The 13,133-nt window shown below is 66.0% G+C and carries 8 protein-coding genes; 6 read left to right on the top strand and 2 right to left on the bottom strand.

Features of this window, described 5'->3' with window-relative positions; all coding sequences use genetic code 11:
• The first annotated feature begins 46 nt into the window (after positions 1-46).
• From VGN62_RS20225 to VGN62_RS20200, 6 genes are all read left to right on the top strand, one after another.
• On the top strand, positions 47-2,335 hold the full coding sequence (locus VGN62_RS20225; RefSeq protein WP_327457329.1) for a TonB-dependent receptor: 2,289 nt from the start codon (positions 47-49) through the stop codon (positions 2,333-2,335).
• A gap of 104 nt (positions 2,336-2,439) precedes the next feature.
• Positions 2,440-3,390 (top strand): winged helix-turn-helix transcriptional regulator, encoded by a 951-nt coding sequence (locus tag VGN62_RS20220; RefSeq protein ID WP_327457326.1) that lies wholly within the window; start codon positions 2,440-2,442, stop codon positions 3,388-3,390.
• Positions 3,368-3,751 carry a hypothetical protein gene (locus VGN62_RS20215; protein WP_327457324.1) on the top strand — a complete coding sequence of 128 codons (384 nt, stop codon included), beginning with the start codon at positions 3,368-3,370 and terminating at the stop codon, positions 3,749-3,751. Before VGN62_RS20220 ends, VGN62_RS20215 begins: the two co-directional genes overlap by 23 nt.
• A gap of 60 nt (positions 3,752-3,811) precedes the next feature.
• On the top strand, positions 3,812-5,077 hold the full coding sequence (locus VGN62_RS20210) for a TolC family protein (protein ID WP_327457322.1): 1,266 nt from the start codon (positions 3,812-3,814) through the stop codon (positions 5,075-5,077).
• A complete protein-coding gene (locus VGN62_RS20205) occupies positions 5,074-6,207 on the top strand; it encodes an efflux RND transporter periplasmic adaptor subunit (protein WP_327457320.1) in 1,134 nt (377 codons plus the stop codon). Before VGN62_RS20210 ends, VGN62_RS20205 begins: the two co-directional genes overlap by 4 nt.
• 1 nt (position 6,208) lies before the next feature.
• Entirely contained in the window at positions 6,209-9,382 is a 3,174-nt protein-coding gene (locus VGN62_RS20200; RefSeq protein WP_327457318.1) for a CusA/CzcA family heavy metal efflux RND transporter, read from the top strand.
• Here the strand turns inward: VGN62_RS20200 and VGN62_RS20195 are convergent.
• Positions 9,379-10,617, bottom strand: a complete 1,239-nt coding sequence (locus VGN62_RS20195) for an MFS transporter (protein ID WP_327457316.1) — start codon at positions 10,615-10,617, stop codon at positions 9,379-9,381. The genes VGN62_RS20200 and VGN62_RS20195 overlap by 4 nt on opposite strands.
• Before the next feature lie 43 nt (positions 10,618-10,660).
• Entirely contained in the window at positions 10,661-12,979 is a 2,319-nt protein-coding gene (gene bglX, locus VGN62_RS20190) for a beta-glucosidase BglX (RefSeq protein ID WP_327457314.1), read from the bottom strand.
• Between the last annotated feature and the right edge of the window lie 154 nt (positions 12,980-13,133).

Below are 13,133 nucleotides of genomic sequence, written 5' to 3'. Positions count from 1 at the left end.
CATCGCGGGCGGTGGTCGCCAAGATGATGGTGCGTGGGAGGACCCTATGAAGAAGAATTTTGTCGCGCTGCTCGCTGCATCGGCGCTCGCCAGCCCCGGTATCGCTTTTGCGCAGGACGCCGCGCCCGCAGAGGAGCAGGGCGGGCTGGAAGAAATCATCGTCACCGCGCAGAAGCGCGCCGAAGGCCTGTCCGACGTGCCGATCTCGATCTCGGCGATCAGCGGCAAGCAGGTCGAAAATTACGGCCAGACCAATCTCGAACAAATCTCGTCGTCGGTCCCGAACCTCAAGATCACGCAGACCGCAATTGCCAACCGCATCGCGATTCGCGGCATCGCATCGGGCGACAACAAGGGGTTCGAACAGTCGGTCGCGATGTTCGTCGACGGCGTCTATTATGGCCGCGACCAGCTCTCGCGCCTGCCGCTCGTCGATATGGAGCGCGTCGAAGTGCTGCGCGGGCCGCAGCCGACGCTGTTCGGCAAGAATGCCATCGCCGGCGCGGTGAACATCACAACACGCAGCCCTACGGATGAATTCGAAGGCTCGGTCAGCGGCCTCTATGAATTCAACCACAAGGAATTGCAGCTCACCGGCGTCCTCTCGGGACCGCTGAGCGACGGCGTCGAGGCGCGCGTCGTCGGCTATTACCGCAAGATGGACGGCTATTTCTACAACCAGAAGCTCGACCGCGACGAGCCGAACGTCGACGAGAAATATGTCCGCGGCAAGCTGGAGTTCGACAAGGGCGGTCCGTTCGCCGCCGAACTCAAGCTCGAATATGCCGACTTCGAGATGAAGGGGCAGCCGCGCGACGTGTTCGGCGCGGTCGGCAATTACAATACCGTATTCCAGGGGCCGTTCTTTGTCAGCACGAACCCCGACTATGTCCGCGAGGACAATGGCTATGAAAGCAAGAACAAGGTGTTCGGCGCGACGCTTAACGCCGATCTTGAACTCGGCGAGCATACGCTGACATCGGTCTCGTCGCTGCTCGACTACAAGACGCGCGAAATCGTCGACGTCGATTTTTCTGGGATCAGCTTTCTCGATGGCACCAACCTGCGCGAGGATTATCGCCAGTTCAGCCAGGAACTGCGGCTGACGTCGCCGGGCGGCGAGACGTTCAACTATATCGCGGGCGTCTACTACCAGCACGCCAAGCTCGATGTGCAGGATTTTACCCGCTTCAACTCGACCTTCCTTGCGCTCGGCGCGCCTTTCAACGCGCTCGGCGACACGCGGAACGATCGCGATTATGCCCAGAAGTCGGACCTGATCTCTGCTTTCGCGCAGGGCGAGCTTTCGGTCACCGACCAGCTACGCATCACGGCGGGTGCGCGATTCAATCATGAAAAGAAGAGCGGCAGCCGCAGTCTCGCGATCGTGCAGGGGCCGCTCAACACGTTCAACCCGCTCATCGTCGCCGCCACCTTCCGCGCGCTCAATATCGAGGCGCACAGCGTGTCGGGCAAGCTCAGCGAAGACAGCTTCAACCCGATGGTCAACGTCCAGTTCGACGCGACCGACGATCTGATGCTCTATGCTTCCTATGCCAAGGGGACGAAGGCGGGCGGCTTCGACATTCGGTCCAACTCGCTGCCGGGGTCGACGACGGTCGCGAAGCCGGGCGCATTCATGTTCGAGGATGAGAGCGCGGACAATTTCGAAGCGGGCCTAAAATACAAGGGTCGCAACGTGGCGTTCAACCTGTCGCTCTATCGTACCGATTATAAGGACCTTCAGGTCAATATCTTCGACGGCACGCTGAACTTCAACGTCCGCAATGCCGCCGAAGCCCGCACGCAGGGCGTCGAGGCCGATTTCCGTGCTGCAGTGGCCCAAGGGCTGACGATCAGCGGTGCCGTCGCCTATCTCGACTTCAAATTCTCCAACTTCACCGACGGCCAATGCTATTATCTGCAGACGCCGGGCGCGAACGGCTTCTGTGACTATTCGGGCAAGCGCAACGCGCTCAGCCCCAAATGGTCGGGCAATCTGAACGTCGATTATACCACCCCGGTGACCAGCGACATGAAGGTCGCGTTCAACGTCAACGCCGACTTCTCATCCTCCTATATCGCGTCGGCGAACCTCGATCCGCGCACGCATCAGGACGGTTATGTGAAGCTCGGCGCACGGCTGGCGCTCGCGCAGGTCGACGATCGCTGGGAGGTCGCGCTGATCGGGCGCAACCTCACCAACCAGCGCATCCTTCAGACCGCCAGCTCGATGCCGCTCGCTACGACGATCACACGCAATGCCGGCAACGCCTATAATGGTATCGTCGACCGCCCGCGCACGATCGCGGTCCAGTTGACCGGGCGTTTCTGATTTGGCGGGGAGGGCGGTTCTGTGCCGCCCCCCTGTTGCCGGTGCCAGCCTTGTCGGCATCCCGTGCTTCGTTTAGGGGGCGGGGAAAGGTAAGGACGGCTTATTTGAAACACGACCGCACGATCAGGGCCTGTTCGATCTGGCGCGCGCTCGATGTCGTCGGCGATGTTCCCGTGCTGCTGCTGATGGAGCAGGCGTTCTTGGGCACGCACAGCTTCGACGAATTCGCCCGGCGCACGGGGCTTGCGCGCTCGGTCGTCAACGGCCGCCTGAAGAAGCTGGTCGAAGAGGATTGCCTCGCCAAAGTCCCCAAAAAGGGCGCGCGGGGCTTTCACTATGTGCTCACCCAAAAGGGGCGCGACCAGTTTCCGAACGCGCTGATGATGCTGCGCTGGCAGCATCGCTGGGAAGCCGACAGCCGCGATTTCCGGGTGCAGCTCCACCATGCCGTGTGCGGCCACGCGACCGAGCCGGTGCCGGCATGCGCGCATTGCCGCGCCGAGATCGACCCGCGCGACGTCGACTGGCGCGAGGGGCCGGGGCTGGCGCAGGTCGTTCCGCACTATGAACGCCGCCGCTTCAACGGTGACGTCGGCGCGCGGCGGCCGGGCGGGCGACCGCTCGTCGACACGATGATCGAATTGTTCGGCGACCGCTGGGCGACGCTCGTCGTGCGTGCGATGTTCACGAGCATCAATCGTTTCGACGATATCCAGCGCGATACGCTGATGGCGACGAACATCCTGACCGGCCGCCTCGAACGGCTGGTGCGACAGGGGATTCTGAAAACCGTTCCCTATTCGACGCATTCGGATCGGGTCGAATATCGGCTGACGGCCAAAGGCCGCGACCTTTATCCGGTGCTTCTCGCGCTCCTCCAATGGGGGGATAAATGGTTCTCCGATGAGCGCGGGCCGCCGCTGCTGCTGACCCACCGCCCTTGCGGGCACGACCTCCATATGGTTGCCGCGTGCAGCCATTGCGGCGACGAACTGCAACTGTCGAACAGCGGCTTCACGATCGAGACGACCGATGGTGGTGAGAGCGCCGCGTGACATTGCGTTCTTCACCCCCTATATGCGCGGCATGCGGACGCTGATGCGCCTCCTGATCGGTTTGCTGATTTCCCTGTCCATCGGACTGGGAAGCGTAGCGCACGCTGCTGAGGCGCCCTTGCCGTTCGCGGCCGAGGTTTGCGCCGAAGACGCCGGGCATACGCAGGATGAACCCGCGAACGATCCCGACAAGATGGGGCTCCACAATCACGGCGGTTGCCACGGACATCATCAGGTCGGCAGTCCAGCCGACGGCGACGTCATGACGAACCTGCCGCTTCACGGTGTCAACTTCGCTGCCGGTGCCGACTTCGTGCCGCAGCTGATCCCCGGCGCGAACCTGCGGCCGCCGATCGCCTGAACCAGCCCGTACCGCCGGAACGCCCGGCGGCTGACTTTGGCTTGTTCAGGATAATCCACGATGAAATCATTATGGGCGGCCATGCTGGCCGCGCCGCTCTGTGCCTTGCCGGCGCAGGCGCAAACCTCGCCCCCGTCCGCGGGCGGCGATGTGCTGACCCTTGACGAGGCGCTGGCCGATGCCGGTGTGACCACCCCGCTGACACAGGCGGCCGAAGCGGGCGTCTGGGCCGCTGAGGCCGGGCGCAGCGTCGCGAAGCTTCGGCCGAACCCGTCGGTCAGCGTCGATACCGAAAATGCGCTCGGGACCGGACCCTATCGCGGGTTCGATGAATCCGACACGACGGTGGCCTTCGCACTGCCGGTCGAACTCGGCGGAAAAAGATCGGCGCGCGTGGCGGCCGCCGAAGCCAATATCCAGCGCGCGCACGTCGACCTCGCTATCGCGGAGGCAGATCGGCGGGTCGCGGTGACCGAGGCCTATGTCGCGGCGATCGCTTCGGAGCGGCGGGCGGTCGTTGCCGAAGCACAGGTTGCGGTCACGACCGAAAACCTGCGTATCGCACGCGACCGGGTGATGGTCGGTGCCAACTCGCCGATCGACGAACAGCGCGCGGCGCTCGAACAGGTGCGCGCGACGACCGATGCCGAAACCGCGCGCCTGACGGCTGCTGCAACGCGCGCCACGCTGGTGCAATATGTCGGCGATAGTGCGCGGACAGCGCTCGATCAGCGCTGGTTCGACGGTGCCGCAGCAAGGGGGCAGGGGCCATCGGCACCGGTCGATGCGCGCGGCACGCTGGCGCTGGCGGCGGCGGCGGCCGATACGGCCGCGGCAGAAGCGGGGCTCCGGCTGGCGCGTAGCCAGCGGGTACCCGACCTTACCCTGACCGCCGGGACGCGGCGGCTCGAGGCGAGCAACGATCAGGCGATGGTCTTCGGCGTGTCGGTGCCGTTGCCGCTGTTCAACGGCGGCAAGGCGGCGGTGACGCAGGCCGCGCGCGAGCGCGACCGCGCCGAAGCGCAGGGCCGGATCGCGTTGTTCGAGGCCGAGCGCGCGATCGCTGCCGCCGAGGTCGATCGCGATCGTGCTGCGACGGCAGTGCGGGCGTCCGAACCGGCGCTGGCCGCGGCGACCGAGGCCGCGCGCGTCGCGCGCGTCGGCTATGCCGAGGGCAAGTTCGACCAGCTCATCCTGCTCGATGCCGAACGCACCCTGCTCGACACGCGCCGCGCCGGAATCGACGCGCGCGCCGCTTACCATGATGCCGTCGCGCGCCTCGAGCGGCTGACGGCGCGGCTGACAGCCGCGGGAGACAATCAATGACACCCAAGTCCAAATATCGGGCGGCGCTGCCGCTCGCGCTGACGCTCATCCTGGCCGGTTGCGGCCAGCAGGCGGCGGCACCGGCCGAAAAGGCGGCCGAGGCGAAAGAGGCTGAAGCCGAAGGCGTCATCCATCTGACCGCAGAGCAGGTCGCTGCGGCGGGGATCGCCCTCGTCCGCCCGACCGCGGGCGCGGGAGTGCTCAGCCTGCCCGCGACGATCGAAAGCGACCCGCAGGCGACGCAGGTTGTCTCCGCGGCGATCGGCGGCCGCGTGGTCGCGCTCAACCGCAATCTGGGCGAAGGCGTCCGCCGCGGCGAGGTGGTCGCGGTGATCGAGAGCCGCGATGCCGCAGCGCTGCGCGCCGAGGTCGAGGCCGCGCAGGCGCGCGCCAATCTCGCGCGCTCGAACCTCGCGCGCGAGGAAAGGCTGTTTGCGCTCAAGGTGTCGCCAGAACGCGATTTGATCGCGGCGCGCACCGCGATGACCGAGGCGAATATCGCGCTTCGGCTTGCCTCGCAGCAGGTTTCGGCCGCGGGTGTCGGCGGCGGCGCACTCAACCGCATCGGCGTCGTTGCGCCGATCGGGGGGCAGGTGACCGCACGCAGCGTCGTGCTCGGCCAGACCGTGGCGCCCGATGCCGAACTGTTCCGCGTCGCCAATCTCGGCCGCGTCGCGATCAACTTGTCGCTGACCCCCGCCGACGCCGGGCGCGTCCGCGTCGGGACGCCCGTCGAAGTCCGGTCGGGCGCGCGCTCCGCGACGGCGCGCGTCCATTTCGTGTCGCCCGTCCTCGACGCCGCGACCCGCCTCGTTCCGGCAGTCGCTCTGCTCGAAAACGGCGGTGGCGTGTGGCGGCCCGGCGAGCCCGTCACCGCGCTGCTGCAAATCGGCGTATCGGGGGACGCGGTGAGCGTCCCCGACAGCGCGATCCAGACCGTCGAGGGCCGGACGAGCGTGTTCGTCCGCACGAAGGAGGGTTTCCGCGCCGTGCCGGTGACGGTCACGTCGCGCGTCGGCGGCATGGCCACGGTCACCGGCCTGTCGGGCCGCGAGAGCCTTGCCAGCGAGGGGAGCTTCACGCTGAAGGCCGAGCTCGCCAAGGGCGAAGCCGAGCATGGGGGGCACTGACATGATCGCCTCTATCGTCAATTTCGCGGTCGCGCGGCGCTGGTTCGTGCTGCTCGTCACCGCCATCGCGACGCTGATCGGCGCCTGGGCGCTCAGTCGCCTGCCGATCGACGCCGTTCCCGACATTACCAACAATCAGGTCCAGATCAGCGCACGCGCGCCCGCGCTGTCGCCCGAACAGGTCGAACGGCAGGTCGCCTTCCCGATCGAAACCGCGCTTGCCGGCATCCCCGGGCTTGAAAGCACGCGTTCGCTCAGCCGCAACGGCTTTGCGCAGGTCACTGCGGTATTCACCGACGCGACCGATATCTATTTTGCGCGCGCGCAGGTCGCCGAGCGGTTGCGCGACGCCGAACGCGCGCTTCCCGAAGGCGTCGACCCCGAAATGGGGCCGATCGCGACGGGGCTGGGCGAGGTCTTCATGTGGACGGTCCATATGGAGCACCGCCAGGACGACAAACACAAGCCCGGCGAGCCGGGAATGCAGCCCGACGGCAGCTATATCACGCCCGAAGGCGACCGGCTGGTCACCGACGCCGAAAAGGCGACCTATCTGCGTACCGCGCAGGACTGGATCGTCACCCCGCTGCTCAAGCCGATCCCCGGCCTTGCGGGCGTCGACACGATCGGCGGCTATGTGAAGCAATATCAGGTCGTCCCCGACACGCAGCGGCTCGCCGCGCTCGGGCTCAGCCTTGGCGATCTGGCGACCGCGCTGGAGGCGAACAACCGTGCGATCGGCGCCGGAGTGGTCGACCGCAACGGCGAGGGCCTCGCAGTGCGCTCGGACGCGCGCATCGGCAGCGCGGAGCAACTCGCGCAAACGGTGATCGCGACGCGCGGCGGAGTTCCGATCCGGCTCGATCAGGTCGCGAGCGTGCGCACGGGGCAGGCGATCCGTATGGGGTCGGCCTCCGAGAACGGCCGGGAGGTGGTCGTCGGCACCGCGATCATGCGTATCGGCGAAAACAGCCGCAACATCGCGGGACTCGTCGCCGAACGGCTCGACGAGATCAACGCCTCGCTGCCGACCGACATCGTCATCCAGCCGGTGCTCGACCGCACCGGGCTCGTCAACGCGACGATCCAGACGGTGGCGAAGAACCTGACCGAGGGCGCGCTGCTCGTCATCGTCATTCTCTTCCTGCTGCTCGGCAATTTCCGTGCAGCGCTGATCGCGGCGCTCGTCATCCCGATCACGATGCTGCTGACCAGCTTCGGGATGCTCAAGGGCGGGGTGTCGGCGAATCTGATGAGCCTCGGCGCGCTCGATTTCGGGCTGATCGTCGACGGGGCCGTCATCATCGTCGAAAATGCGCTGCGGCGTATCGGCGAGCGGCAGCATCAGCTTGGCCGCACCCTCGATCGCGACGAGCGGCTGGGGGTCGTCGCCGCAGCGGCGCGCGAGATGATCCGGCCGTCGGTCTATGGGCAGGCGATCATCATCCTCGTCTACGTCCCATTGCTGACGCTCACCGGAGTCGAGGGGAAGACCTTCACCCCGATGGCGATGACCGTCATCGTCGCGCTCGCCGCGGCGTTCGTGCTGTCGCTGACCTTTGTTCCCGCGATGCTGGCGATCTGGTTGTCGAAGCCGGTCGAGGAAAAGGAAGGGCGGATCATGCGCTGGCTCGGCGCGCGTTACGAGCCGGGCGTTGACCGCGCGATGGGACAGCCGCGCAAGACGATGCTTGCGGCGGTCGCGGCACTCGTCGTCGGCGCGGGTGCCTATGTTACGCTGGGGCAGGAATTCCTGCCCCAGCTCGACGAGGGCGATCTCACCGCGCAATTGCTGCGTGTCCCCGGCACCTCGGTCGACCAGAGCCAGGCGATGCAACTTCGCGCCGAACGCGCGCTGGCCGCGCTGCCCGAGGTGAAGTTCGTCTTTTTGAAGACCGGCACGGCCGAACTCGCGTCGGACCCGATGCCGCCGAACATCTCCGACACTTTCATCATTATGAAGAGCCGAAAGGACTGGCCCGATCCGCGTCTTACAAAGGCAGAACTGACGGCGAAGGTCGAAAAGACGCTCGCCGGGCTTCCTGGCAACGCCTTCGAGATCAGCCAGCCGATCCAGATGCGTTTCAACGAGCTGATCGCCGGGGTGCGCGGCGATGTCGCGGTCAAGGTTTTCGGCGACGACAGCGACGGGATGGCGGCGACCGCGAACCGCATCGCGGCGATCCTGCGCCAGACCGACGGTGCGACCGACGTCCGCGTCGAGCAGACCGAAGGGCTGCCGATGCTCGACATCAGGCCCGATCGGACGGCGATGGCCGGGCTCGGGATCACCGCGGCGGCTCTGCAGGAAACGGTCGCGGCGGCGGTCGGTGGGCGCGATGCCGGGGTGATCTTCGAGGGTGACCGGCGCTTTGCGGTTACCGTCCGACTGTCGGACGCCGCGCGCGCCGATTTCGCTGCATTGGGTCAGGTGCCGGTGCCGACCCCGGGCGGCGGCTTCGTCCCGCTCGAAAGCGTCGCCGAACTCGCGGTCGTCGACGGTCCGAACCAGATCAGCCGCGAAAATGGGAAGAGACGGATCGTCGTACAGGCGAATGTTCGCGGCCGCGACATCGCGAGCGTGGTCGAGGATGCGCAGGGCGCGATCCGCGAACAGGTACGGCTGCCCGCGGGGCAATATGTCGAATGGGGCGGGCAGTTCGAAAATCTCGCCTCGGCGCGCGACCGGCTCGCGCTCGTCGTCCCCGCGTGCTTCGCGCTGATCGTGCTGCTTCTGTACGGTGCACTCGGCAGCGTGCGCGATGCGGCGATCGTCTTTACCGGGGTGCCGCTCGCGCTCGTCGGCGGGACGCTCGCGCTGGCGCTGCGCGGTATGCCCTTCTCGATATCGGCGGCGGTGGGCTTCATCGCGCTGTCGGGGATCGCGGTGCTCAACGGGCTGGTGATGGTGACATCGATCCAGCAGCTGATCGCCGACGGCAAAGCGCGCGTCGAGGCTGCGAGAGCGGGCGCGCTCGCGAGGCTGCGGCCGGTCGTGATGACCGCACTCGTCGCCTCGCTCGGCTTCGTGCCGATGGCGCTCGCGACTGGCGCGGGGGCGGAGGTGCAGAAGCCGCTCGCGACTGTCGTGATCGGCGGGCTGATCTCGGCGACGTTGCTCACCCTGTTCGTGCTGCCGACACTGTATGCGCGCTACGGGCGTCCGCGCATTTAGGGAAGCAACCGGCCTTCGTCGCGCCGCGGCATCGGCGCGACGAAGCGCAGCAGTATCGCGGTCAGCACAAGCCATCCGGTCGAGATGAAGAGCGCCGCCGGCAGCGAGGACAGGTCGGCGATCAGGCCCAGCGTGTAGGCGCCGAGCGCCATCGCGCCGAAGGTGACCGCTTGATAGATCGACAGGCAGCGGCCGAGGATTTCCTCGGGCGAACGCAGCTGCATTGCGACGTTGAGCGTGGTCAGCATCGATACCCACGCCCCGCCGGCGACAAAGGCGGCGGCGACGGTCCATGCGAGGCTTGTCGTCAACGCGACCGGCAGCATCGCGGCGGCAAAGATCAGCGATACGGCGGTGACCACCCGGTCGCTGCCCCAACGGTGCCGCGCGGCACCGACACACAGCGCGCCGACGATCGATCCTGCGCCAAAGGCCGCGAGGCACAGGCCGTAGGTGATTTCGGTCCCATGCAGCCGGTCGCGAACGAGCGAGGGGAGCAGCGCCTGGAACCCCGCCGCGCCGAAGCCAAAGGCAAAGCCGCGGATCAGCACGCGGCGCACCGGGTCCGAATGCGCGCAGAAACGGATTCCCGTGGCGATCGCGGTCAGCATCGAAGTGCGTCGCGGCGGCGCTGTTTCGGGACGCCAGCGCAGCAGCACGACGATCAGCAGGATATAGCTGATCGCATTGAGGCCAAAGGCGGCGGCGGTGCCGACGATCGAGATCAATAGTCCGCCAAGCGCCGGGCCGACGCTGCGCGCAAGATTATAAGCGATGGTGTTGAGCGCGATCGCCTGCGGCAGGTCGCGCGGCCCGACCTGCAGCCGCACCGACGCCTGCCAGGCGGGGCCGTTGAGCGCGGTCCCGCACCCGACCGCGAGGGTGAAGAAGAGCAGCGACAGCGGCGTGATCGCGTCGAGCCAGGTCGCCAGCGTCAGCGCCGCCGAGACGATCAGCATCCCGGTCTGCGCCGCGAGCATCACGCGCCGACGGTCGAAGTTGTCGGCGATCGCGCCCGCAAAGACGGCGAGGAGCAGGATCGGGATCGTCGCGCTGGCCTGGACCAGCGCGATCAACAGGTGCGAATTGGTGAGGTCGGTCATCAGCCACGCCGCGGCGACCGACTGGATCATCGACCCCATGTTCGACGCGAGGTTTGCGATCCAGATCGCGCGGAACGCCGGGTAGCGGAACGGCGCGAGCGCGGATGGCGGGGGTGGCGTGTCGGGACTCACTTGTCTGCGCCTAACCCCGCCCGCCAGCCGCGGCAAGGCCGGCCTATTCGGTCAGCTCGAATGCGGCTTCGGACCCCTCGGCCGACGACGGCCCGACCCACAGCTTGAACTGGCCGGGCTCGCTGCCCCAGCTCATATCCTGCCGCGTGAAGGCAAGGTCGGCGTCGGTCAGCGTGAAGCGGATCGTTCGTTTCTCGCCCTTCTTGAGCATCACCTTCTCGAAACCCTTGAGCTCCTTCACTGGGCGCGTCACCGATCCGACGAGGTCGCGGACATAGAGCTGGATGACCTCTTCGCCGTCGCGCGCTCCGCTGTTCGTGACGGTGACGCTTGCGGTCAGCTTTTCGCCCGGACGGATTTTCGCCTTATCGAGCGTGACGGGCGAGTAAGCGAAGCTGGTGTAGCTGAGACCATAGCCGAACGGATAAAGCGGGGTGTTCGGCGTATCGAGATAGCGCGACACATATTTCGCGCCCGGCGCGCCGAGTTCGATCGGGCGCCCGGTGTTCTTCATGTCGTAATGGATCGGCACCTGCCCGACATTGCGCGGGAAGGTGACGGGCAATTTGGCCGAAGGGTTGTAATCGCCGTACAGGATGTCGGCGATTGCATGGCCGCCCATCGTGCCCGGATACCAGGCCTCGAGGATCGCATCGGCATTGGCGTCGGCCCAGCCGATGCTGTTCGGACGCCCGCTCATCAGCACCACGATGATCGGCTTTCCGGTTTTCTTCAGCTCCTCGAGCAGCGCTTGCTGGTTACCCGGCAGTTCGAGCGAGGTGCGGCTCGCGGCTTCGCCGGTCATGTTCCAATGTTCGCCGACCGCGGCGATGATGACGTCCGATTTCTGCGCGAGCGCGATCGCTTCGGCGAAGCCGTCGGTTTTGCCCTCGGCGGCGAAATCATAGCTCGCGCCCTTGGAAAAGGCGACGCTCGTTCCCTTGGGCGCGCGCGCCTGCATCCCTTCGAGCAGTGTGACGGGCCGCGTCTTGCGGTCGCCCGCCGCCGACCAGCTGCCGATCATATCCTCCTTGCTGTTGCCGAGCGGGCCGATCACCGCGATCGACTTCGCCGAGGTGGCGAGGGGGAGGGCATTATCCTTGTTCTTGAGGAGCACGATCGATTTGCGTGCGACGTCGCGCGCGGCTTCGAGATATTCGGGCTTGTAGATCGTCGCTTTTTCGCGCGCCTCGTCGGCGTAACGATAGGGATCCTCGAACAGGCCGAGGCGATATTTCATCTCGAGGATCGCCTTCACCGCGGCGTCGATACGCTTGATGTCGACCTTGCCCTCGGTCACCGACTTCGCGAGATTTTCCATATAGACCGCGCCTTGCATGTCCATGTCGACCCCGGCGTTGATCGCTTGCTCGCCCGCCTGTTTCAGGTCTTTCGAATAGCCGTGCGGGACCATTTCGTTGATCGACGTGTAATCGGTTACGACGAAACCCTTGAAGCCCCATTTGTCGCGCAGCACGTCGGTCAGCAGGTAGTGGTTACCCGATGCGGGTACGCCGTCATATTCGTTGAACGACGTCATGAAGGTCGCGGCGCCTGCGTCGGCAGCGGCCTTGAACGGCGGCAGGTAAACGTCGCGCAGCGTGCGCTCCGAAATGTCGACGGTATGATAGTCGCGCCCGGCCTGCGCCGCGCCATAGGCGGCAAAATGCTTCGCGGTCGCGAGGATCGTGTCGGGGCGCGACAGGTCGTCGCCCTGGTAGCCCCGCACGCGCGCCTTGGCGATCAGGCTGCCAAGATAGACATCCTCGCCCGAGCCTTCCGAAATGCGGCCCCAGCGCGCGTCGCGCGCGATGTCGACCATGGGGGAGAAGGTCCAGTGAATGCCCTCGGCAGAAGCCTCGACTGCCGAAATTCGAGCTGCCTTTTCAATGGCTTGGAAATCCCAGCTCGCCGCTTCGCCGAGCGAGATGGGAAAGATTGTGCGGTGGCCGTGGATCACGTCATAGCCAAAGATCAGGGGGATTTTGAGCCGCGTCCCTTCGACGGCTAGCGCCTGCAACTCGCGCGTATATTTGGCGGTATAGGCGTTGAAGATCGCGCCGACGCGCCCCGCGCGGACGTCTTCCTTGTAACTGTCGCGCATCGTGGGGCCGGTCGATTCCCAGTTGCTGGTCAGCAGGTTCAGCTGGCCGACCTTCTCGTCGAGCGTCATCTTCGCCATCAGATCGGCGATGAAGCGATCCATCTTCGGATCGGGACGCATCCAGCCGGCCGAATCGACGGGTACCTTCTGGCTCGTGCTGGTCGCGGGCTTCGCGAGAAGCGGGGCAGGGGAGAGCTGCGTCCCCACCATCAGGGTGGCCAGCGTCAGGCATGTGAGGTTGCGCGTCATCGGCGGCATGATTCGTCCTTCCCGGTCGGGTCTGTTTATACATTGTCACGAGGATTGGCCGAAATCGGCCGAAAACCGGCTGGCCCCCGATTGCATCCCTCTGTGTCGCTTCCCCCTATACAGTGATCGTGAAACCGGTTACAAACTAAAAAAACAACGACGC

The sequence above is a fragment of the Sphingopyxis sp. genome (genome assembly GCF_035998905.1).
In the GTDB taxonomy this organism is placed as follows: Bacteria; Pseudomonadota; Alphaproteobacteria; order Sphingomonadales; family Sphingomonadaceae; genus Sphingopyxis.
The sequence above is the reverse complement of the archived record's forward strand: the minus strand, read 5'-3'. Positions and strand labels throughout refer to the sequence as shown.

What these genes read in the sequence shown, in the direction of transcription:
- VGN62_RS20210 (WP_327457322.1), top strand. Translation starts at nt 3,812, where the DNA reads ATGAAATCATTATGGGCGGCCATGCTGGCCGCGCCGCTCTGTGCCTTG.
- VGN62_RS20200 (WP_327457318.1), top strand. Translation starts at nt 6,209, where the DNA reads ATGATCGCCTCTATCGTCAATTTCGCGGTCGCGCGGCGCTGGTTCGTG.
- bglX (WP_327457314.1), bottom strand. Translation starts at nt 12,979, where the DNA reads ATGCCGCCGATGACGCGCAACCTCACATGCCTGACGCTGGCCACCCTG.
- VGN62_RS20205 (WP_327457320.1), top strand. Translation starts at nt 5,074, where the DNA reads ATGACACCCAAGTCCAAATATCGGGCGGCGCTGCCGCTCGCGCTGACG.
- VGN62_RS20225 (WP_327457329.1), top strand. Translation starts at nt 47, where the DNA reads ATGAAGAAGAATTTTGTCGCGCTGCTCGCTGCATCGGCGCTCGCCAGC.
- VGN62_RS20215 (WP_327457324.1), top strand. Translation starts at nt 3,368, where the DNA reads ATGGTGGTGAGAGCGCCGCGTGACATTGCGTTCTTCACCCCCTATATG.